Source organism: Bradyrhizobium sp. NBAIM08 (genome assembly GCF_020193935.1).
Classification (GTDB): Bacteria; Pseudomonadota; Alphaproteobacteria; order Rhizobiales; family Xanthobacteraceae; genus Bradyrhizobium; species Bradyrhizobium yuanmingense.
Genome location: NZ_JADYVR010000002.1, coordinates 402,421 through 421,527, shown reverse-complemented (window position 1 = coordinate 421,527; position 19,107 = coordinate 402,421). Strand labels below are relative to the sequence as shown.

Below are 19,107 nucleotides of genomic sequence, written 5' to 3'. Positions count from 1 at the left end.
CGGAATAGCGCGGGCTCCAATCGATGGGTCGAATTCTCGGTCTATTTGGCCTGATCGGAGCTCTGCGCTGCGGCAGCCGGCGCAATCGCCTGCTTCTTCTTGCTTTGTGCGGTGACGAAGTGGATGCCAGCGGTGGTGCCGTCGATCCAGACCAGCTCGCAGCGCCGGTAGGCCAGGCCCGTCGACGACAGCAGCATGAAGAATTCCTTGGCCTGGAGCACGTCCAGCGTGCCCTCGACCTCGACCTTCGCGCCCGTCTGCGAGACGTCGAGCAGGACGCAGCTGCGCCGCCAGGTGCCGTCGGATCCCATGAGATTGACCGGTTGCCTGTGGTCCATTTTCACGCGAAAGGCTTTGCGACCGTCGAACTTCATCGGCTAACCCCCATCTTTTTTGCGTCGCGATGTCCCCGACCGCACTCCTTGGCGTTTGCGGCAATTTCGCCCCACCGCACCGTCCACTGGCTGGTCGACAGCAGCAGCGTCTCGAAAATGTGCTGCGCGCGTTCGCGCTCGGCGAAAGAAAGCCGTGTGCCGCAGCGGTTGCTCAGGATGGCGAGCGTGGTCTGCCAGTTCAGCCGCGAGGCGCGGCAGGCCATGACGAGACCCTCGCAATCCTCGTCGGTCATGACATGTTCGACGATCTCGATGGGAGCGCCCGAAAGCACCGATAGCGCGGTGATGAGATTGGCGGTCTCGCCGCGGATGGCGAAGCGGTTCACCGTGGAATCGTTCAGCTTGCCGATGCGGCTGAGTGCAACGATCTCCGGTCGCGCGATCGCATAGGCCGCCGCGGAGGGTAGCTTGGTGACGATGGGTGCGGCCGTTGCGGCTTGAAGCGAGACGGTGGCGTTCAGGCCGATGCCGGATTTCGGCGCCGGTGAGGCCGACAGCAACTTCCGCATGACTGTGTCGGGCGTGTCGGGCCTGAGCGCCAGTGCCTTGGTGAGTTCGTCATCCACCAGGCACTTCTCAACCAGCGCAACGTAAGCGGCTTCGGAGAACCTTGCCTCGCTGTTGCCGATCAGCGCAAGACAAACGCTGGAAGTGCCACCCTTGATCAGCGTCTCCACCACCCGTGGATCGATCGGCGCGCGGCCGGCGATGGCACATTGCTGCCGTACGCCGCTCGCGGCTGCGATCAGTTTGAGATCGGACGTGGACAATGACTGCGAGCGGAGCAAAACGGGGCAGGCGACTTCCGGGTCGCGGTGCGAGGCGAGACGTCGCACGGTGTCCGGCGGAGCTACTTTGAGCTCTGCGAGCGCCGCGCTGACATCGATCAGCGTGCTGGCCTCAACCCGCTCGATCAGTCGCAGCAGGACGCCGTCGACCACATCGACGAGCAATTCCTGGGATCGACCGCGGCTGCTTGTGAGCAGTTGCAAAAGGCCCAAGAGGATGCGGGCGCACCGGTCCAGCGGACACGTTGCAACCGCGTTCTCCAATTCGGCCAGATTGTCGGCAGGCGAATTTGCCGTCATGGCAGGAGCCTGAAATGAAATAAATTGCACAATCAAACGACGGTCATTCCGCCGCAAAGGCGTTAATTTGAATCTTAAATGTCGACGGCTTCGGTATTGGCGCACCGGCTCAATTGCAGGAAACGCTATCGAAATTCGGCGAGACAGGGTTGTCCCGGATTGTTCTTTCAGTTGGACACTCTCCAATTGGAGAAGACACGTTAGGATTGATTCCTTCGGTCAACGGAAAAGTCGAAGGGGGAGGCGAATCCGGCACCGCGGCCGGACGGACGTGTAACGCGACGCGGCGTTTCTTATTTCCATGAACAGCATTGACGATGTGCCGAGGTCGGCACTCAAGACATTTCGTTTTTCAGACGTCGACGAATTTCGAAGCGCCATACGCGGGCTGAATTTCGAATTCACCCCTTTTGTGCGGAAGATTTCGGCTGAGCAGACGATCCTGGCCTTACCCGGCTGCGACGTGAACCTGACGCGCGCGTTTCCGCGGGTGGTCGACGCACAACTCGTGGAGAATTGCACAGCGATCGGCTTCACGATGGACGATCTCAATGTGCCAATTCGCTTTAACGGCTCGCAACGGGCGCGACCCGCCGTGGTCATTGGCAGCGGCGGGGCGGCCTACACCACCATCGAGGAGGTGCAGCGGCAAATCGCCTCGGTGATTTTCCGGCCCGAGGTGAGGGATCGTGGCTGGCCGCCCACGCTCTCGAGCTTCAAGATTTTTGAGATCTCCACGGCCGGCTTGCAGCGGTTGCGCGGCGTGGTTCGCGAGGTGCTGGCCGAGGCGGCCGGGCCGATTTCGGCACCGGAGCTCTTGTTGAAGGGCGCGGCGATGAAGGAGTCCCTGCTCGGAGCCGTTGACGAGGCCTTTGCGACGATCGTTCCGGCCCGCTGGACCTTTGCACCCAACGACGGACGGAATTTCAGGCTATTCCAGGACATCCGCGCGCTGCTGTCTGACGACCTGTCGGAGCCGATTTACAGCGATGAGATCGCGCGCAAGCTGGGGCTGTCCGTTCGGACCATGCACGACGTCGTGCGCCGCTATCGCGGCATGAGCCTGCACCGCTATTTGCGTCTGCATCGGCTGTGGCTGGTGCGTCGGCGCCTTCTCGCCGGGGCCGATAGCGTCAAGGCGGTCGCGCTGGCGTATGGCTTCTGGCACCTCAGCGATTTCTCTAGAAGCTACCGCGACCAGTTCGGCGAGACGCCGTCGCAAACACTGGACCGCGGTCGCGGAAGGTAGAACGATAAATCGGGTAGGGCTGGGCGCCGGTTTCGTGCTACCGTTCGGCCATGAGCAATCGCATTCTCGTTCTCTACGGTTCTTACCGTTCCGACCGCATGGGCATCCGCCTTGCGAATTTCGTCATCAACCGGCTGCGCGATCGCGGCGAGGACGTCGAATTCATCGACGCCAAGGCGATCGGGCTGCCGATGCTGGACCGGATGTACAAGGAACATCCCAAGGGCTCGGCGCCGGAGGCGCTGGAGAAGCTGGCCGGGCAGATCCGCGGCGCCGACGGATTCGTCTTCATCACCGGCGAGTACAATTGGGGCATCCAGCCCGGGCTGAAGAACCTCACCGACCATTTCCTGGAGGAATGGTTCTGGCGCCCGGCCGCGATCGTGAGCTATTCGGCCGGCCGGCTGTCCGGCGCGCGCGCGGCGACCGCCTGGCACGGCACGCTCTCGGAGATGGGCATGGTGGTGGTATCGAGCACCATCGGTGTCGGCCCGATCGCGCAGACGCTGTCGGACGCCGGCGAGCCGATCGGCGACGGCGGCAAGGCTCTGGAGCGCTCGTTTCCGCGCTTCGCCGACGATCTGACCTGGTGGATCGAGGCGGCGAAAGCACAGCGCGCGCGCAAGGCGCCGCCGTATTGAGGTCGCGTAGCCTGGATGGAGCGACAGCGTAATCCAGGGTCTCGCGCGTCAACGGCACTGTCCCGGATTGCGCTGCGCTCCATCCGGGCTACGACTTCGCGTGCTACGCCGCCCGGACCTCACCGAGGAAGCGCTCGAACTGGCCGGCGAGATCGCGCGACTGGGTCGAGAGCTGCTCGGCCGCGCCCAGCACCTCTCTTGCCGCGGCGCCGGTGTCGTCGGCGGCGCGCTGCACGCCGGAGATGTTGCTGTTGACCTCCTGGGTGCCGCGGGCAGCCTCCTGAACGCTGCGGGCGATCTCCTTGGTCGCCGAGCCCTGTTCCTCGATCGCCGCGGCGATGGCGGTGCCGATCTGGTCGATCTCGGCGATGACGTCGGCGACGTTGCGGATTGCCGCCACCGTCTCGTCGCTCGCGGTCTGGATCGCGGTGATCTGCTCGGAGATCTCGGTCGTGGCCTTGGCGGTCTGCCCGGCCAGCGACTTCACTTCGGAGGCGACCACGGCAAAGCCGCGGCCGGCCTCGCCGGCACGGGCGGCTTCGATGGTTGCATTTAGCGCAAGCAGGTTGGTCTGCTCGGCGATGCTCTGGATCAGCGTCACGACGTCGCCGATCTTCTGGGCGCCTTCGGCGAGCGTCCGCGCGGTGTCGCCGGTGCGGCGGGCATTGTCGACGGCACGGGCCGCGATCTCGGTGCTTTGGGCGACCTGACGCCCGATCTCCGCGATCGAGGAGGTCAGCTCTTCGGTGGCGCTCGCGACCGTCTGCACGTTGGTCGAGGTCTGTTCGGAGGCGGCGGCGACCACGGCGGCCTGGCTGTTGGTCTGCGCCGCCGTCGAGGTCATCGACTGCGCGGTGCTTTCCATTGCAGCAGAGGCCCGCGACAGGCCGCCGACCAGCTCGGTCACCTTGGCCTCGAAGGCGCGGGTGAGATCGTCGAGCGCTTGGGCGCGGCGCATCTTGCCGTCGTTCTCGGCCTGCTTCTCGGCCGCGAGCCGATCGGCGCGGATCATGTTGTCCTTGAACACCTGAACGGCCGCGGCCATCGCGCCGATCTCGTCGGAGCGCTCGGCGCCCGGAATGCTCTCCTCAACCTCGCCGTCGGCGAGCCGCGACATGCGCGTCGTCAGGCCGACGATCGGCGCGCAGACGCGGCGGCGAACCGTCACGATGAGGCCGGCGCTGGCGATCAGCACGGCGACAAGGCCGACGAGCGCGATCGTGAAGCTGGTGTGCGCGGCCGACGAAGCGCCGGCGAGAATCTGCTCGGCGTTGTCGTAGAAGGCGTCGCGGACGCCGATGATGGTGCCGAGGCCGCGCTGCGTGGCGGCGTAATAGGTGTCCATGTCGTGTTCGTACTTGCCGGTGATCGCGCCGTCCTTCACCAGCTTGAGCTCGCGGCCGAACTCCTCGACATAGATCGCGTTGAACCTCTCCAGGGCCTCCGCGACGTTCGCCGGCGTTGTTGGATTGCCGCGCAATTCCTGCAGCGACATCACGACCTGATCGTTGCGGCCCTGCGAGCGGGCAATGTCGGCCTTCTCGGCGTCGGTCGCCGGCTTCTTTCCGCCGAGGAGATTCTTGTGCAGGCTGGAGTTGAAGCCGCCGACGTCGCGCAGTGTCATCGCGACATTGGCGTAGCTGGCCTGCCGGTAGGCGTCACCGTTCAGGATCGCCATGCGGCGGACCTGCTCGTTGAGCAGCGCAGTCACGCCGCCGTTGAGCACGGCATTGTCGGCGACGATCTTCTTGGCCGCGTCTTTGCGCGCCTCGGCGGGACCCGCCAGCGCCTTGTCGATGGCCTCGCGCAACGCGGTGAACTTCGCGTTGATGCCGTCGATGTTGCTGCCGATCGTGGTGCCGTCGTCGAACGGGCCGGGCAGCTCCTTGCGCAGCGCGTTCATCTTGTCGCGGGCGCGGTCGGTCTGCTTGCGCAGCTTGTCCTGCTCGGCCAGCAGCGCAGGGTCGATGGCCGCAGGTCCGTAGAGGATGTTGGTGGAAAAGCCGCGCTCCGGATTGAGATAGCGCGGGATGTCGCTGACCGCACGGACGATTGCGAGCCGCCCCTGCGCTTCAGTGATCCGTTCCATGGTCTGGTACTTCGTCGCGGCGACGTAGACGGCGAGACCGCCGCCGACGGTCGAGAGCGAGACGATGGCGCTGGTCAGGAGCGTACCGATTTTCATGATCTGTCCGGCAAATAACGGAGAAGTATTTTGCCCGGACGATAGGGCGGCCATGTTAATCTGCGGTTTACGCTCCCTGGCCGGCTCAGCTGTAGGTCGCGCTGACCGATCCCAGCGGACCAAAATCGGCAACGTAGGTCTCGCCAGCCTTGGGCCGGAGCATACCGGTCAGCGTGCCCGTGCTGATCGTCTGGCCGGCCTTGAGACCGATGCCGGTCCGCGACAGCTCGTTGGCAAGCCAGGCCAGCGGCACCAGCGGATGGTCAATCGCCTCTGCAGCGGAGCCGCGGCGCCTCTCGATGCCGTTGCAATTCAGGACGACATCCTGAGTGGCGACGTCGCGGCTGCGCCAGTCGACGATGGGCTCTCCGAGCACGATCGTTCCTGATCCGGAGCCGTCGGCCATGATCGCCGGCATCGGTGGAAACGCCGCATCGTGAATGAAGCGGCACTCCGCGAGCTCGATGCCGGGATGCAACGAGACGACGGCGTCGCCGACCTCGTCCACCGTATAGGGCTTTGCGCGCGGCGGCAGATCGGCGCCGAGACGTGCCTGGAACTCGACTTCGGGGATCGGGCTGCATTGTCTGGCATGCTCGACGCTGGCGGGTGAGCTCTTGATCAGGGGCGCGAACACCCGCCCATAGATCGGCGCGGAGATGCGAAGCTGACGCTGAAGCCCGGACTTCATGCCCGCGATCTTCCAGCCGACAACATCCCAGCCGAGTTCTTCTTCCACCATCTGCGCGACTTGGTACGCCGTGTCCGCATCCGGTGGGACCAGCCGTTCGTCGAGGCCGCTCTGTTGCCGGCCCTCGCGACGCAAATCGGCGAGCTGACGGGCGAGTTCGCGTTGCCGGGATAAGTCCATTGCGCGTCTCCAATCTATTTTTTTGTGCGGGCGAGGGCGGCTGCGAGGACGATCTCCAATTCCTCCTGGACCTGATCGAGCGCGTCGGCGCTGCGGCTGGCGCGGCACATCGCGACCGTGCCTTCGATCGAGGCGACGACAAGCGTTGCAAGCCGCTCGGCGCGCTCGGCAGCCAGTCCTTCGCGCAACAAGGCTGCTTGCATGATCCGCCGCCAATCGGCGAACACGCCGTCGGCGAGGTCGAGCAGGTGCTGCTGCGCGGCCGCGTCGTCCTTGTCGCTGGGCTCACCGACATAGCGATCGACCGCCACGGCGAGCACAGGGCAGCCGGCCTCGAAGCCGGTTGCCTCCAACTGGCGGCGCCATGATGCGACAAAAGCCTTGAGGCCGCCGATCACGCCGCGTTCGTTCATGGCTTTCTCCAGAGGAATGGATACCTGCCGGCCGGCGAAGGTCACGGCTTCGGCGATCAATTGCGGCTTGCCGTCGGGGAAGTGGTGGCTGATCGAGCCGCGCGGCGTCGCTGTGTGGCGGACCACGTCGCGCATGCTGGTGGCGTTGACGCCGCGGCGGCTCATCAGGTCGGCGGCGCCGGCGATCATCCTGTCGCGTGTGGTGGCAGTCATCGGGAATCCTGCAATTGGCAATCTCCATCTAGACTATGACACTTGACATAGGCAAGCCGTGCTGAGATATGACGAGTGTCATATTCGTGGAGAGGTGCCGATTTGACCATCATTACCGTCACCGCACCGGCCGGACGGCTCGGCCTGCCGCAGCGCCGGCAGCTTGCGGAAAGCCTGACCGACGCCGTGCTCGAGCCCGAGGTCGGCCAGAGGGCGCCGGCGGCCCGAATGGGGTTTCAGGTGCATTTCCACGACCTTCCGTCCGACAGCATGGCGATCGGCGGCCGGTTGCTGTGCGACCAGGACAAGCCGCGCGACATCATCACCGTCAACATCGCCGTCATGAACGCGGCCTGGCCGGCGGAGGTGCGCGCCGAGGTGATCCGCAACGTGCTGGCGCGGCTTGCGGAGGCCTGCGGCATGCCGGCGCCGTCGCCGACCTGGTGGGTCAATTTCGAGATCATCGATGAGGGAAGCTGGGGATCGCGCGGCGGGGTGCTCTCGATCCTTCAGCTGCTGGATTCCGGCGTGTTCACGCCGGCCCGGATCGAGGCGATCCGCGCGGCGCTTCAGCAGCCGGCCTGACTTGCTGCCAACACCAACAATCGGGAGACGAGCACATGAGCGAAGGTCAGATCGGCACCGAGGTGCACGGCCACGTCCTCAAGATCATCATCGCCAACGCCGTGAAGAAGAACGCGTTCACGCCTGCGATGATGGAGCAATTGTCCGATGCACTCACCGAATTGCACCACAACGAGGCCTATCGCGTCGGCGTGGTCTGCGCCGAGGGCGGGGATTTCACTGCAGGTCTCGATATGCCCAAATTCTTTGGTCCCACCGCGGAGAAGCGCAACATCAAGGACGGTAATGTCGACCCGTTCGGGCTCAATAAGCGCTGCCGCAAGCCCATCGTGACGGCCGTGCAGGGTATCGTCTACACCATCGGCATCGAGCTGATGCTCGCCGGTGACATCGTGGTTGCGGCCGATGATTCACGCTTCTGCCAGATGGAGGCGAGGCGCGGCATCGCACCGCTGGGCGGCGCGCATTTCCGCTTCCTGTCGCGGGCCGGTTGGGGCGATGCGATGTATCATCTGTTCCTCTGCGACGAGTTTTCGGCGCAGCGCGCGCATGCGATCGGTCTCGTCCAGGAGGTCGTGCCTGCAGGCGAGCAGATCGGGCGGGCGATGACGCTCGCCGCCATGATCGCGCGCAATGCGCCACTCGGCATCCAGGTGACCAAGGAAGCGGCGGCGAACTATGTCGAAGCTGGCGAAGCGGCTGCGATTGCCTACATCCCGAAAATTCGCGATCGTGTGCTCGGCAGTGCCGACGCCAAGGAGGGCATCCAATCCTTCATCGAGCGTCGCGCGGCCGTCTTCCAAGGACGTTGATCGGCGCCTGCTAATGCCGAGCCTGATCCAGCCTTTCGAGGATATCCAGCGTGGCGCCATCGCGTTCGCCTGCGAAATATCGGGCGAGCGCCTGATCGAAGACGGGCTCGTCGGAGACCGCGCCGAACAGCGTCATCGACGAGCGGAATTTGGCGTCATCCGGCGCGCCGAGGATCGCGTTGATGGTCCGGCCCTCGACCGCGAGCACCAGCCTGGTGCATTCGATCAGCCGGCCGCCCAGGATAGGGTGGACGAGATAGGCCTCGGCCTCCGCGCGGGAGCCGATGGCATATCGCTGCGACATGGCGCTGGCGCCGAGACCTGCGACCTGGGGGAAGATGAACCACATCCAGTGAGTCTGCTTCCGGCCCCTAGTCAGCTCGCCCAAGATGTCGCCATAGACCGGGTCTTGGGCCTGGACAAAGCGATCGAGATCGAACGGATCGGTCATTGGATACCTTAGGGGATACCTTTGGAGGGCCTTGGCGGCCCCGATTATGCCTAACTTTTGGCTCCCAATGTGGTAGCTGGTATAGAGTCTCTCCGGGTGGGGGTGGGTAAGCCCCCGGGGGTCGATTTGGGGATCTAATGGTTTCCGACGCAGCACACGCCGAGAGGCTGTTGTCGCGCCGCCGTGTCGGGCGGGCTGAAACGATTCTACTGTCTGTGGCCGCGATGGCGCTGGCGCTCGGCGCCGCCGCGTGGGTCGCCGATATCAGCGATTCGACCCCGCTGGTCTCCGCGGCGTTGCCGCCGGCCAATGCCCCCTCATTCGAGGACCGTTTCGCCTCGGCCTCAGCCGGCCCGTCGCCGCGCGAGCTTGGTCTGCGGGTGCTGGAGCGCTCCGCGGTGAATGCGGCCCAGCTCAAGCTGCGGGATGCCAAGGCGATGCTGGCCCAGAAGCTCCAGGGCGACGACTGGCGCTCGATCCTGACCGAGGACGACCGGTACATGACCGAGGAGGCGAGGCGCTCGCAGCGCGCCGACGCCGTCCCCATGCCGCGCGCGCGTCCAGTCCAGGCGGACTTCTCCGCTCAGATCGCCTCCAGCCAGGCCTATGCGGACACCAATCTCAGGGTCGACAACCGCAATTTCTTCGAAAAATTCACCGACAAGATCAAGCTGGCCTCGCTGACGCCCGGCGACGGCCTGCTCGGCAGGGGGCCGGACCTCGCCGCGCTCGGCTACGATTCGCGCACCGCGGTCTATGACATCTCGGCCAAGGCGGTCTATCTGCCGAGCGGCGTGGCGCTGGAAGCCCATTCCGGCCTGGGCGCCTTGATGGACAATCCTGACCATGTCGACCGGCGGATGGTCGGCGCGACGCCGCCGGCGATCTACGATCTGAAGCCGCGCGAAAAGCCGTTCCACGGCGTCCGTGCGCTGCGCATGACCCCGGTCGAAGGCACCAGCGCGCTCGGCCGCGTCGGGCTGCTCACGCACAATTACCTGCTCGGGCCGCGCGGCGATTCCAACGGCTGCGTCTCGATCAAGGACTATGATCGGTTCATCAAGGCCTACGACAATGGCGAGTTCAACCGCCTGGTCGTGGTGCCGAGTCTGCGCGGCGCGGCGACCGCCTCGCAGCGCGCGAGCACCGATTCCTGATATTCGCCTGCGACGGCGGGGCTGCCGTTTCCCCTTCGTTAAGCCGTCCTCGTCCAGAAGCAGCCCATGAGCGATCCATCCAATTCCGAGACCCCGCTGCGCACGACGTTCAAGATCAAGCTGAACGGCGACACGCTGGCGATCGCGACCGTCGGTCAGGCCTATCAATTCCTGACCAACTTCAAATCGGTCGAGTGGATGGAATTTCGCTCGCTGCACGAGGACGCCGTCGCGGCCCTGGAAGGCGCCGCCGGTAACGCCATGCTGGCGGTGCAGGCAACCAACGCCGTGCGCGCGCTGTTCGTCAGCGCCAAGCTGCTCTGAGAGAATCTCTCCCTCTGGCCTGATCCGTCGCCCTCGAACCCACTGCAAGGCGGGTGCGACGAAGGCTTGCGCGTCCGCGCCAGGGAGAGGGAATATGAAATTGGCAGAATTCATTGCAGGCATCGACGTTGGCGCGGAGCAACCAACCGAAGCCGCGCTCACCGCCTTCGAGACGTCCATCGGCTGTCGCTTGCCGGACGACTATCGCCGCTTCCTGCTGGCCTGCGCCGGCGGCTATCATCAGGGGGGCGCCGACTTCAACTGGCCGCATGGGGACTGGGCGGGTTCGGTGCAGGAGGTCCTGGGATTGCGGTCCGACGAGTGCTCGCTGGTGCAGACGCGCCAGACGCCGCAATGGCCGACCGTCGATGAGCTGTTGTGGATCATGAGTGACCACGGCGGCAATCCGATCTGCATGACGATCGACAAGGCCCATTTCGGCGAGATCTGGTTCATGGACCACGAGATGGCCGAATACGAAAAGCCCTGGACACTGGCGCAGGCGATGTCCCATCAATGGGGCTATGTCCTGCCGCTAGCACCGACGTTCAGCGATTTCATCGCCGGCCTGTACGAGGAAGCAGCGGCCGCCTGAGGCGAGGCCGGGCCGAGCGGGCGGGTCCGCCGCGACATGCTGGGTCCAGCTGGTCCACGGTATCCGGTGCAAGCCCGACCTTTCTTTTCCGTCGCTTGAACTCCGCTCCCGGAACGGGCAAACGGTTCGCCAAGAAACCGTGGCCCAGGCCATCCATTCGACGCTGAGTTCAAGGGAGACCCATCATGAAACGCCGTACATTCCTCCAAGGTGGTGCGGTCGCCGGCGCGACCACGCTGGTTGCGGCCCCTGCGATCGCGCAGAGCATGCCCGAGATCAAATGGCGCCTGACGTCGAGCTTCCCGAGATCACTCGACACCATCTACGGCACGGCGCAGACCTTCGCGAAATATGTCGCCGAGGCCACCGACAACAAATTCCAGATCCAGACCTTCTCGGCGGGCGAGCTCGTGCCCGGCCTGCAGGCGCTCGATGCGGTCAGCACCGCATCAGTGGAGATGGCGCAGACGCCGCTCTATTTTTACATCGGCAAGGAGCCGGCGCTGGCCTATGCCACCGGCGCGCCCTTCGGCATGAACCATCGGCATCAGGAATCATGGTGGCACTTCGGGGGCGGCGCCGACCTCACCAACGAAGCGCTCAAACCCTTCAAGGCGCACGCCATCCTCTGCGGCAATTCCGGCACCCAGATGGGCGGCTGGTTCCGCAAGGAGATCAAGTCCGTCGACGACCTCAAGGGCCTGAAATTCCGCATCGCCGGCATGGGTGGCCATGTGCTGGCAAAGCTCGGGGTCGTCCCGCAGCAGATCGCGGGAGGCGATATCTATCCGGCGCTGGAGAAGGGCACGATCGACGCGGTCGAATTCGTCGGTCCTTATGACGACGAGAAGCTCGGCTTCTACAAGGTCGCCAAATACTACTACTTCCCCGGCTGGTGGGAAGGCGGTGCCATGTTGCACATGATCGTCAACGACGAGAAATGGAATTCGCTGCCTAAGCAATATCAGGCGATCGTCAACCAGGCGGGCGCGGCGGCCGGTGCGTGGATGCTCGAGAAATACGACAGCGTGAACCCCGGTGCGCTAAAGCGGCTGATTGCGAACGGCACCGAGCTGAAGGCGTTCCCGCAACCGGTGCTGGAGGCCTGCTACAACGCGACCCAGGACCATCTGAACGAGCTCGCCGCCAAGAGCGACCTGTTCAAGCGGACCAAGGAGAGCCACGACGCGTATATGAAGGAGGTGCTGTTCTATACGCAGATCGCGGAGAATTTCTACGACAACTATCTGCTCAGCAAGACGCGCAGCAAGACCTGAGCGGAAGAGGCGAGGGCGCGGTGTTTACGCCGCGCCCAGCTTCGTAGCCCGGATGGAGCGCAGCGCAATCCGGGAGAGTGCCGGGTGATGCGCGAGACCCGGATTGCACAAACGGGCGGCGCTTTCGCGCCGACCGTTGGCTCCATCCAGGCTACGGGACCGCGCATCCACTCACGTAACCCCACGGAGACATTAACCAGCCATTAACCATATCGGCCGCATCGTTAACCATTCAATAACAGGGAACGAGTCGGCCGCCATGGAGGCTGCAGCAAAGGTCCAACGTCAGATGGTGCGCCTGCGCGGGCGCTCCTATGTGGCTTTCGTGTTCACGCCGACGGTTCCCGTGCAGGACTGGCTGCACGAGATCGACGCCACGATTGCGCGCTCGCCCGGCTTTTTCGCCGGCCGGCCGGTGGTGATCGACCTGTCCTCGGTCGATCTCAGCCAGGCCGGCATCGGCCATCTGCTCACCAGCCTGCAGGACCGCAACATCCGCGTGCTCGGCATCGAGGGCGTGGAGGAGGGAAGGCTGACGCCGATGATGCCGCCGCTGCTGTCGGGCGGACGCAGCTGCGTGGTCGAGCCGAGCGCGCCGAAGAAGGCCGAGGTGAAGGTCGAGACCAAGCCGACGTCGCTGCTGCTTGAAAACCCCGTGCGCTCAGGCCAGACCGTGATCTTCCCGGAAGGCGACGTCACCATTCTCGGCTCGGTCGGCTCGGGCGCCGAGGTCGTCGCCGGCGGCTCCATCCATGTCTACGGCGCGCTGCGCGGCCGCGCCATGGCGGGCGTCAATGGACACACCAGCGCGCGCATCTATTGCCAGAAGATCGAAGCCGAACTGCTTGCAATCGACGGATTTTATCAGACCGCCGAGGACATCGACGAGGCCCTGCGCGGCAAGCCGGCGCAGGCCTGGCTGCAGGGGAATACCATGCGAATTACAGCACTGAACTGACCAGCAAAGGAGACATTTCAGATGAGTAAGGTACTGGTCGTGACATCAGGCAAGGGCGGGGTCGGTAAGACCACGACCACCGCCGCGCTGGGAGCTGCCTTGGCGCAGCGCGGCGACAAGGTGGTCGTCGTCGATTTCGACGTCGGCCTGCGCAACCTCGACCTCGTGATGGGCGCCGAACGCCGCGTCGTGTTCGATCTCATCAACGTGGTGCAGGGCGTCGCCAAACTCCCGCAGGCGCTGATCAAGGACAAGCGGCTGGAGAATTTGTGGCTGCTGCCGGCGTCCCAAACCCGCGACAAGGACGCGCTGACGGAGGAGGGCGTCGGCAAGGTCATTACCGAGTTGCGCAGCCGGTTCGACTGGGTGATCTGCGACAGCCCGGCCGGCATCGAGCGCGGCGCTTCCATGGCGATGCGCTTTGCTGACGAGGCCGTGATCGTCACCAATCCGGAAGTCTCCTCGGTGCGCGATTCCGACCGCATCATCGGCATGCTCGATTCCAAGACGGTGCGGGCCGAGAAGGGCGAGCGCGTCGAGAAGCATATTCTCATCACTCGCTACGATCCCTCACGCGCCGCGCGCGGCGAGATGTTGACCATCGACGACATCCTGGAGATCCTTGCCACGCCCTTGCTCGGCATCATCCCCGAGAGCCAGGACGTGTTGAAGGCCTCCAACGTCGGCACGCCTGTGACTCTGTCGAATGCCGATGGAGCGCCGGCACGAGCCTATATGGACGCCGCTAAGCGCCTCTGCGGCGAGAACGTGACAATGCACGTTCCTGCCGAGCGCAGAGGATTTATGGACCGGCTGCTGCGACGGAGGGCTGCATGAGCATGGGTCTGCTTCGACTCCTCCGCGGCAAGAAGGCCACAGCACCCGTCGCGCGCGAACGGCTGCAGATCCTGCTTGCCCATGAACGTGGAATGCGCGGCCAGCCCGATCTGCTCGGTGTGCTGCGCGAGGAAATTCTCGCTGTCGTGTCCAAACATGTGATGCTGGACCCGACCAAGGTCATCGTCCGGCTCGAACGCGGCGACGAGGTCTCGACCCTCGAGGTCGACATCGAGGTGCCCAACGATTTCGAGGGCAAGAAGGTGGCGGTCGCGTAGGGGACGCGGCCCGCAGACTCCCGATTTTGGGGTGGGTGCGAAGGCGGTCCGCCGGGCATGGCGGGCCGCCTTTGTCTTGCCGTTCACATCGATTGGACGGAACGCGCCCCGCGCCTCGCCCGTTGTGAACCACCCGCGGCAGCGTTGCACCGCGGCTGGTCAGACGGGAGAGCGCCCATGATGTCCGAGGTCCAGGTCCATACACTTGCCCGGCAGATGCTCGAACAGCACGGCTTTGCTGCGATCGCGAAGGCCGCTGAGCAGGCCCAGGCCTGCGAGGGCCGCGGCGAGGCCGATGAGGCCAGGGAATGGCGTCACATCGTGGACGCCATGAAGATCATGCGCGGCCCGCATCAGAGCTGACACTCGAACGCGCGAGTTTCAACGCTCGCCGCGATCGGCGCCTTGGGACGAATTGCGGTTCTGTGTCTGCGGCTGCGCGCGCTCGCCCGATTCCTTGCAGGGCAGGGGTTCCCACGAGCCGTCCGGCGCCTGCTGATAGGCACTGCAGGACGGCGAGGTGGACTTTTCCCCGCCCTTCTGGGCGTCGGAGTTTCTCGCCAGTGCGGGCGCAGTCAGCACCGCGGCGGCTGCAATCGCGCCGGCGAAAACGAAATGGATACTCCGCATGAGGACCTCCTGTTCGAATTCGGAAAGAGGCCGCATGCTGTGAAAAATTATGACGATTTTGGGCCGCGGCAGAGGTTCCGTCGCGGCGTGCTTAACGGGGCGGCGCGCTAGCCACCCTTGCTGCGGATCAGGCCGGCGAGATTGGTCTTCTGGGCTTCGCACCAGCCGGACATGCCGAGGCGGCGCTGGTCCATGTCGGTCGCCTGGGTCGCGATCGCGACCTCCGCCATCAGGTCATCGTCCTGCTTCTCGCCCATCTTGCCGCCGGTATGCAGCCAGGCGATCGCCTTGCGCACCTTCTCGGTGGTGCCATCGGGCAGGTGCATCTGCTGCGCCCTCTGCACGAGGTCCTGATAGGCGAGATCGGTGTTGGGGCACTCGACCTTGGCGGCGAAGGCCTGCAAGACCATCGTCACATAGGTCGATCGCGGCGGCGCATCGCCCGCGAGGGCCGGCGCGGCCAACAGCAACAGGCCCGTCATCAGAAAACCGGTGCGCATCCCTGGGACCTCCTCCATTTTATCGAGAGGCTAGCGTCCGGCGCGCCGCTCGGCAATGGGATCGGGACACAATTGTCGCCGATCGGCCCAGTAGGCTAACCTGCGCTCCCCAGCATCGGAGCGCGATATGAGCCTGTTCAGCACGCCGTTCGATCCCACACGCGACACCGCGCTCGTCACCGGCGCAGGCAACGGCATCGGCCGCGCGATCGCGCTCGGCCTGGTCGGCGAGGGCGTCCGCACCGTGTTCGCGGATGTCAGCGCGGAGCGGGTGCGTGCCGCGATCGGCGCGAGCGAGAGGCCAGGTCTCGCCGTGCCCTGGGTCGGCAATCTTGCCAGCCTCGAGGCCTGCGATGAGCTGCTGACATCAGCGCATTCCGCGCTGGGCGAGGTCACGCATTTGGTCCACAGCGCCTCGCCGCCGCGGCGCGAGGCGGATCACTTGCTCGCAGTCGATCGCAACACCTGGCAGGAGATGCATGCCGTCAATCTCGATGCCGGCTTTCACCTGGCGCGCGGGCTCGCCAAGCGGCTGATCGCGGCGAAGCGGCCGGGCTCGTTCCTGTTTCTGACCTCGCTACATGCGGGCACGCCGCGCAACCTGGCGCATTACTCGACGGCAAAGGCCGCCATGGCGATGCTGGTGAAGGAGCTGGCCAAGACGCTCGGACGCTACGACATCCGCGTCAACGCGCTGGTCCCCGGCGCGATCGCAGCCGGCGGGTTCGTCGCCGATCCCGCGCTGGCGCGGCACATTCCGCTCGGACGCCTCGGTGAGGCCGGGGATCTCGCACCGATGGCGCTCACGGTGCTGTCGAACAAGCTGTCCGCTTACGTCACCGGCGCAGCCTTCGTCGTCGACGGCGGATTGTCGCTGACGAACTGGTTCGAGGCGCCGGTGCTGGATTAGCCTAGCGCTGCCAGGCCGGCACCGGATCGAGCGGCGTGCGATAGACCTCGTTGTGATCGCGATCGGTGACGCGCACCGCGCAACCCTTCTGCTGCAGCTCCGGCTTCACCTGCGACAGCTCGCAGGCCAATTGATCGGCGCGATCGGAGGCAACCTCGATGTCCTCGAGGATGATTCCACCCTGGTTCTTGAACTCTTCACCAACCACGAGATCGAAATAATAGTAGGGCATCCGAATTCCCCGGTGTGACGATCTGAGCTTCAGTGCAAGTCTCAACACATGTCGGATGGTACCACTGAGTCGACATCTATCGAATGAACAGAGCGCGCAATCTCTGGGCTTATGGCGCAGAAATGATGTGCAACGTGCGGGCTCGTTAAGAGTTTATTAAATATACCCGCGCGATCATTAGGCATGGAATTGCAGCAGAACCGGGCTCCGGGAACCGGCAGCTGCAAGAGAAGGCCGCCGGCATAGATCCCGACGGCCTTTTCTCTTGAGCGAAACGTCGCTCACCGTAATCGCCCGGAGTTAACGCTTCACATCGACTCGGACAGCGTGCGTGAGCGCGTGACAGCAAGGCTGCGTCGTTGCTCTAAAGCGCGATGCGATCAGGATAAATCGTAATCGCGCTTCAGGTTGTTGTTGTTTGAGCATGATCTTTTCGGAAAACCGCTGCGCACTTTGCGCTTACGCGGCCCTTCGGGTTCGGATCATGCTCTAGCGCAGCGGCATCGGCGGACGCACGATAGGTCCGTCGTCATCAGCAACGGCTTGCGTCGTCGTGGTCGGCGCAGCCGGCGGCGTGGCGGCGGCGGCCTGCGATAGCGGCGGCGAAGGCGCGAGCGGCGCGGGCGAAGAGGCCGGCATGTAGGTCCGCGTTACAGGCGGCTTGGGCTTGCGAACCGGCGCCGCCGCAGGCTGCGGCGGGAGCGCGGCTGCGCGCGCGCGCGGATCGACCGGCGGCCTCGCCTCGGTGACCGGCTTCGGTGCGGGAGGCCTCGCCATCTCACGCGCCATCTGCTCCTGTCCGGCTTTCAACTCGGCGATGTTGGCCTTGAGCTGCTCGATCTGCTGCGCCATGGCGGCGAGATCGCGTGTCATCGATTGCACCGATTGCGCCGCGTCGACCGACTGTGGTGCCGCGGGCGCAGTCGCAGCTAGCTGAGCCGCGGGCGGCGTCGCAGCTTGATCTGCGGTTTGGTTGGGCGTGGCTTCCGCTGCGGGCGGCGCAGCCTGGGCGGCGGCGACCGGCGCGCTTTGCTGCGGTGTCGCAGACAACAACGAGGTCGTCGGGAGCAGCGAGGTCAGCACCGGCGTCCATTCGGCCAGTAACTGCTTTGCTGTGTCGCCGTGCTTCTCCCAGGCGATGCTGGCGGCCACGCTGGCGCCGGCAAGCAGGAACGTGACGAACGCCCCGCGCAGCCACTTGCCGACCGAGGACCGCTTCTTCATCACGGGACCATCGCTGGACGTGACGCTGACAGCGGTGTCGATCGACGGTGCCGCAGTGGATTTTCCGTAGACGACGTTGATGCTTGGCTCGGGCGCGCGCGCCGGCTCCAGAGTGAACTTCGGCGTGACCGTGGGCTGCGGGGCAAACTTGGGTTCCGGGGCAAACCTGGGCTCCGGACGCGGCGCGATCTCTGGCGCCAGCGCAGGCGACACGCTGGCGGGGCGCGAGGCCCGCACGATCTCGGGCGAGATCTGGACCGCGTCGTGAGGATCGTTGTCCTTGACCGTGTCTTTCACGATCTCATCGACGATTTGCTTGGCGTTCAGCGTCGCGAGCATCGCAGCTCCTTTGAAGCCCAGTGTTCGAGGTTAAGGCATCCGCATTGGCGCGGGGCTGATCCGAGGTGAGGCCATACCCAGTCCCCATGTCGCACGAGTCCAGCCGGGTTTGACCAAAGCAAGGCGAAGGGATGGAGATGATGCGACACTCTTCCGCCCTTTGTGGTGATGGAACCCAATTTGCCGAACACGCGCATGTGTTCCTGCACCGCCTTGTTTTCAGCACGATTTTGGCAATATCTGGTGACGGCGGGGGCGTCGTTATTCCGCTATCGGGGGGCCGGCGGTGCCAAGATCTCTACTCGTTTTGTTCGTCGCAGCCCTGCTGCCGCTGGGCGGCTGCATGCAGACGACACTTTCGCCATCGACGGATGCGAGCATGACGCCGCGCGACCGTCAGTTGCTCGCGCACGCGCCTTACGCCAAGGCGAACGTGCCCCAGCAATATCTGCGTCACATCGTCGATTACCACCGCAAGGAGCAGCCGGGCACGATCCTGGTCGATACCGACGCGCGCTACCTCTATTACGTGCTGCCCGAGGGCAAGGCGATCCGCTACGGCGTTGCCGTCGGCGAGGAAGCCATGGCGTTCTCCGGCGTCGCGCGGGTCGGTCGCTTGGCGGAATGGCCGGACTGGGTCCCGACCGCGGATATCCAGGCGCGACTCGGTCCCTATCCCGCGCGCGTTCCCGGCGGTCCCGCCAATCCGCTGGGCGCGCGGGGCATCTATCTCTATGTCGGCAACAAGGACACGCTCTATCGCATCCACGGCACCAACCAGCCCGAATATATCGGGCAGGCGATCTCGTCCGGCTGCATCCGGATGCGCAACGAGGACGTCATCGATCTCTACGACCGGGTGAAGCTCAATTCGATGGTCGTGGTGCTGCCGCCGGGGCAGAGCGCGCAGGCCGCGGCGGGCGGGCGCTGGCGCGGCTGAGGT

The 19,107-nt window shown here is 64.9% G+C and carries 24 protein-coding genes; 14 read left to right on the top strand and 10 right to left on the bottom strand.

The window, feature by feature from the left end; genetic code table 11:
* Positions 1 to 41 precede the first annotated feature (41 nt).
* Both I6F37_RS08125 and I6F37_RS08120 read right to left on the bottom strand, forming a co-directional pair.
* Complete coding sequence (locus I6F37_RS08125; RefSeq protein WP_036000311.1) at positions 42 to 374, bottom strand: PilZ domain-containing protein; 333 nt, start codon at positions 372 to 374, stop codon at positions 42 to 44.
* On the bottom strand, positions 371 to 1,483 hold the full coding sequence (locus tag I6F37_RS08120) for a DUF2336 domain-containing protein (protein ID WP_036000308.1): 1,113 nt from the start codon (positions 1,481 to 1,483) through the stop codon (positions 371 to 373). Before I6F37_RS08120 ends, I6F37_RS08125 begins: the two co-directional genes overlap by 4 nt.
* A gap of 301 nt (positions 1,484 to 1,784) precedes the next feature.
* On the opposite strand from I6F37_RS08120, the gene I6F37_RS08115 reads away from it, so the two are divergent.
* The gene (locus I6F37_RS08115) at positions 1,785 to 2,732 is read left to right on the top strand and encodes an AraC family transcriptional regulator (protein WP_036000305.1); all 948 of its coding nucleotides are present in this window, start codon (positions 1,785 to 1,787) and stop codon (positions 2,730 to 2,732) included.
* 50 nt (positions 2,733 to 2,782) lie between these two features.
* Positions 2,783 to 3,373 (top strand): NADPH-dependent FMN reductase, encoded by a 591-nt coding sequence (locus tag I6F37_RS08110; RefSeq protein ID WP_057029019.1) that lies wholly within the window; start codon positions 2,783 to 2,785, stop codon positions 3,371 to 3,373.
* Positions 3,374 to 3,476: 103 nt separating this feature from the next.
* Here I6F37_RS08110 and I6F37_RS08105 read toward each other — a convergent pair whose 3' ends face one another.
* The 3 genes from I6F37_RS08105 to I6F37_RS08095 form a co-directional block, all read right to left on the bottom strand.
* Entirely contained in the window at positions 3,477 to 5,558 is a 2,082-nt protein-coding gene (locus I6F37_RS08105; protein ID WP_036000288.1) for a methyl-accepting chemotaxis protein, read from the bottom strand.
* 85 nt (positions 5,559 to 5,643) lie between these two features.
* A complete protein-coding gene (locus I6F37_RS08100) occupies positions 5,644 to 6,429 on the bottom strand; it encodes a 2-keto-4-pentenoate hydratase (RefSeq protein WP_036000286.1) in 786 nt (261 codons plus the stop codon).
* A 14-nt stretch (positions 6,430 to 6,443) separates the two neighbouring features.
* On the bottom strand, positions 6,444 to 7,031 hold the full coding sequence (locus I6F37_RS08095) for a TetR/AcrR family transcriptional regulator (RefSeq protein WP_225150882.1): 588 nt from the start codon (positions 7,029 to 7,031) through the stop codon (positions 6,444 to 6,446).
* Between the two features lie 126 nt (positions 7,032 to 7,157).
* Between I6F37_RS08095 and I6F37_RS08090 the strand changes: the two genes are divergently transcribed.
* Both I6F37_RS08090 and I6F37_RS08085 read left to right on the top strand, forming a co-directional pair.
* On the top strand, positions 7,158 to 7,640 hold the full coding sequence (locus I6F37_RS08090) for a tautomerase enzyme (protein ID WP_036022829.1): 483 nt from the start codon (positions 7,158 to 7,160) through the stop codon (positions 7,638 to 7,640).
* A gap of 35 nt (positions 7,641 to 7,675) precedes the next feature.
* A complete protein-coding gene (locus I6F37_RS08085; RefSeq protein ID WP_225114106.1) occupies positions 7,676 to 8,452 on the top strand; it encodes a crotonase/enoyl-CoA hydratase family protein in 777 nt (258 codons plus the stop codon).
* 10 nt (positions 8,453 to 8,462) lie between these two features.
* On the opposite strand, the gene I6F37_RS08080 is transcribed toward I6F37_RS08085, so the two are convergent.
* Positions 8,463 to 8,903 carry a DUF1810 domain-containing protein gene (locus I6F37_RS08080; RefSeq protein ID WP_036000275.1) on the bottom strand — a complete coding sequence of 147 codons (441 nt, stop codon included), beginning with the start codon at positions 8,901 to 8,903 and terminating at the stop codon, positions 8,463 to 8,465.
* Positions 8,904 to 9,040: 137 nt separating this feature from the next.
* On the opposite strand from I6F37_RS08080, the gene I6F37_RS08075 reads away from it, so the two are divergent.
* The 8 genes from I6F37_RS08075 to I6F37_RS08040 all read left to right on the top strand — a co-directional run bounded on the left by I6F37_RS08075 (position 9,041) and on the right by I6F37_RS08040 (position 14,692).
* Entirely contained in the window at positions 9,041 to 10,060 is a 1,020-nt protein-coding gene (locus tag I6F37_RS08075; protein WP_225150880.1) for a DUF2778 domain-containing protein, read from the top strand.
* Positions 10,061 to 10,126: 66 nt separating this feature from the next.
* Positions 10,127 to 10,384: a hypothetical protein gene (locus I6F37_RS08070; RefSeq protein WP_036000273.1), complete on the top strand. Its 258-nt coding sequence runs from the start codon at positions 10,127 to 10,129 to the stop codon at positions 10,382 to 10,384.
* Positions 10,385 to 10,478: 94 nt separating this feature from the next.
* Positions 10,479 to 10,979: an SMI1/KNR4 family protein gene (locus I6F37_RS08065; RefSeq protein ID WP_225150878.1), complete on the top strand. Its 501-nt coding sequence runs from the start codon at positions 10,479 to 10,481 to the stop codon at positions 10,977 to 10,979.
* Between the two features lie 185 nt (positions 10,980 to 11,164).
* On the top strand, positions 11,165 to 12,256 hold the full coding sequence (locus I6F37_RS08060; RefSeq protein ID WP_036000267.1) for a TRAP transporter substrate-binding protein: 1,092 nt from the start codon (positions 11,165 to 11,167) through the stop codon (positions 12,254 to 12,256).
* Between the two features lie 259 nt (positions 12,257 to 12,515).
* A complete protein-coding gene (gene minC / locus I6F37_RS08055) occupies positions 12,516 to 13,214 on the top strand; it encodes a septum site-determining protein MinC (protein WP_036000264.1) in 699 nt (232 codons plus the stop codon).
* Positions 13,215 to 13,235: 21 nt separating this feature from the next.
* Positions 13,236 to 14,051: a septum site-determining protein MinD gene (gene minD, locus I6F37_RS08050; RefSeq protein WP_036000262.1), complete on the top strand. Its 816-nt coding sequence runs from the start codon at positions 13,236 to 13,238 to the stop codon at positions 14,049 to 14,051.
* Entirely contained in the window at positions 14,048 to 14,329 is a 282-nt protein-coding gene (minE, locus tag I6F37_RS08045) for a cell division topological specificity factor MinE (protein ID WP_036000260.1), read from the top strand. Before minD ends, minE begins: the two co-directional genes overlap by 4 nt.
* A 177-nt stretch (positions 14,330 to 14,506) precedes the next feature.
* On the top strand, positions 14,507 to 14,692 hold the full coding sequence (locus tag I6F37_RS08040) for a hypothetical protein (protein WP_036000257.1): 186 nt from the start codon (positions 14,507 to 14,509) through the stop codon (positions 14,690 to 14,692).
* An 18-nt stretch (positions 14,693 to 14,710) separates the two neighbouring features.
* Here the strand turns inward: I6F37_RS08040 and I6F37_RS08035 are convergent, their stop codons facing one another.
* The gene (locus I6F37_RS08035; RefSeq protein ID WP_025035957.1) at positions 14,711 to 14,959 is read right to left on the bottom strand and encodes a hypothetical protein; all 249 of its coding nucleotides are present in this window, start codon (positions 14,957 to 14,959) and stop codon (positions 14,711 to 14,713) included.
* Positions 14,960 to 15,066: 107 nt separating this feature from the next.
* Positions 15,067 to 15,459, bottom strand: a complete 393-nt coding sequence (locus I6F37_RS08030; protein ID WP_036000295.1) for a hypothetical protein — start codon at positions 15,457 to 15,459, stop codon at positions 15,067 to 15,069.
* A 127-nt stretch (positions 15,460 to 15,586) separates the two neighbouring features.
* Between I6F37_RS08030 and I6F37_RS08025 the strand changes: the two genes are divergently transcribed.
* A complete protein-coding gene (locus I6F37_RS08025; protein ID WP_036000254.1) occupies positions 15,587 to 16,369 on the top strand; it encodes an SDR family NAD(P)-dependent oxidoreductase in 783 nt (260 codons plus the stop codon).
* Between the two features lies 1 nt (position 16,370).
* Here the strand turns inward: I6F37_RS08025 and I6F37_RS08020 are convergent, their stop codons facing one another.
* On the bottom strand, positions 16,371 to 16,601 hold the full coding sequence (locus I6F37_RS08020) for a hypothetical protein (RefSeq protein WP_036000251.1): 231 nt from the start codon (positions 16,599 to 16,601) through the stop codon (positions 16,371 to 16,373).
* A gap of 489 nt (positions 16,602 to 17,090) precedes the next feature.
* Entirely contained in the window at positions 17,091 to 18,164 is a 1,074-nt protein-coding gene (locus I6F37_RS08015; RefSeq protein ID WP_036000249.1) for a hypothetical protein, read from the bottom strand.
* A 343-nt stretch (positions 18,165 to 18,507) separates the two neighbouring features.
* Between I6F37_RS08015 and I6F37_RS08010 the strand changes: the two genes are divergently transcribed.
* Positions 18,508 to 19,104, top strand: coding sequence for a L,D-transpeptidase (locus tag I6F37_RS08010; protein ID WP_167361659.1), 597 nt, complete (start codon positions 18,508 to 18,510; stop codon positions 19,102 to 19,104).
* Positions 19,105 to 19,107: the final 3 nt, after the last annotated feature.

Coding starts and splice junctions, on each gene's coding strand:
- I6F37_RS08020 (WP_036000251.1), bottom strand. CDS start 16,601: ATGCCCTACTATTATTTCGATCTCGTGGTTGGTGAAGAGTTCAAGAAC.
- I6F37_RS08015 (WP_036000249.1), bottom strand. CDS start 18,164: ATGCTCGCGACGCTGAACGCCAAGCAAATCGTCGATGAGATCGTGAAA.
- I6F37_RS08035 (WP_025035957.1), bottom strand. CDS start 14,959: ATGCGGAGTATCCATTTCGTTTTCGCCGGCGCGATTGCAGCCGCCGCG.
- minC (WP_036000264.1), top strand. CDS start 12,516: ATGGAGGCTGCAGCAAAGGTCCAACGTCAGATGGTGCGCCTGCGCGGG.
- I6F37_RS08065 (WP_225150878.1), top strand. CDS start 10,479: ATGAAATTGGCAGAATTCATTGCAGGCATCGACGTTGGCGCGGAGCAA.
- minE (WP_036000260.1), top strand. CDS start 14,048: ATGAGCATGGGTCTGCTTCGACTCCTCCGCGGCAAGAAGGCCACAGCA.
- I6F37_RS08040 (WP_036000257.1), top strand. CDS start 14,507: ATGATGTCCGAGGTCCAGGTCCATACACTTGCCCGGCAGATGCTCGAA.
- I6F37_RS08070 (WP_036000273.1), top strand. CDS start 10,127: ATGAGCGATCCATCCAATTCCGAGACCCCGCTGCGCACGACGTTCAAG.
- minD (WP_036000262.1), top strand. CDS start 13,236: ATGAGTAAGGTACTGGTCGTGACATCAGGCAAGGGCGGGGTCGGTAAG.
- I6F37_RS08110 (WP_057029019.1), top strand. CDS start 2,783: ATGAGCAATCGCATTCTCGTTCTCTACGGTTCTTACCGTTCCGACCGC.
- I6F37_RS08125 (WP_036000311.1), bottom strand. CDS start 374: ATGAAGTTCGACGGTCGCAAAGCCTTTCGCGTGAAAATGGACCACAGG.
- I6F37_RS08010 (WP_167361659.1), top strand. CDS start 18,508: ATGCAGACGACACTTTCGCCATCGACGGATGCGAGCATGACGCCGCGC.
- I6F37_RS08100 (WP_036000286.1), bottom strand. CDS start 6,429: ATGGACTTATCCCGGCAACGCGAACTCGCCCGTCAGCTCGCCGATTTG.
- I6F37_RS08080 (WP_036000275.1), bottom strand. CDS start 8,903: ATGACCGATCCGTTCGATCTCGATCGCTTTGTCCAGGCCCAAGACCCG.
- I6F37_RS08105 (WP_036000288.1), bottom strand. CDS start 5,558: ATGAAAATCGGTACGCTCCTGACCAGCGCCATCGTCTCGCTCTCGACC.
- I6F37_RS08095 (WP_225150882.1), bottom strand. CDS start 7,031: ATGATCGCCGGCGCCGCCGACCTGATGAGCCGCCGCGGCGTCAACGCC.
- I6F37_RS08120 (WP_036000308.1), bottom strand. CDS start 1,483: ATGACGGCAAATTCGCCTGCCGACAATCTGGCCGAATTGGAGAACGCG.
- I6F37_RS08085 (WP_225114106.1), top strand. CDS start 7,676: ATGAGCGAAGGTCAGATCGGCACCGAGGTGCACGGCCACGTCCTCAAG.
- I6F37_RS08025 (WP_036000254.1), top strand. CDS start 15,587: ATGAGCCTGTTCAGCACGCCGTTCGATCCCACACGCGACACCGCGCTC.
- I6F37_RS08030 (WP_036000295.1), bottom strand. CDS start 15,459: ATGCGCACCGGTTTTCTGATGACGGGCCTGTTGCTGTTGGCCGCGCCG.
- I6F37_RS08075 (WP_225150880.1), top strand. CDS start 9,041: ATGGTTTCCGACGCAGCACACGCCGAGAGGCTGTTGTCGCGCCGCCGT.
- I6F37_RS08115 (WP_036000305.1), top strand. CDS start 1,785: ATGAACAGCATTGACGATGTGCCGAGGTCGGCACTCAAGACATTTCGT.
- I6F37_RS08060 (WP_036000267.1), top strand. CDS start 11,165: ATGAAACGCCGTACATTCCTCCAAGGTGGTGCGGTCGCCGGCGCGACC.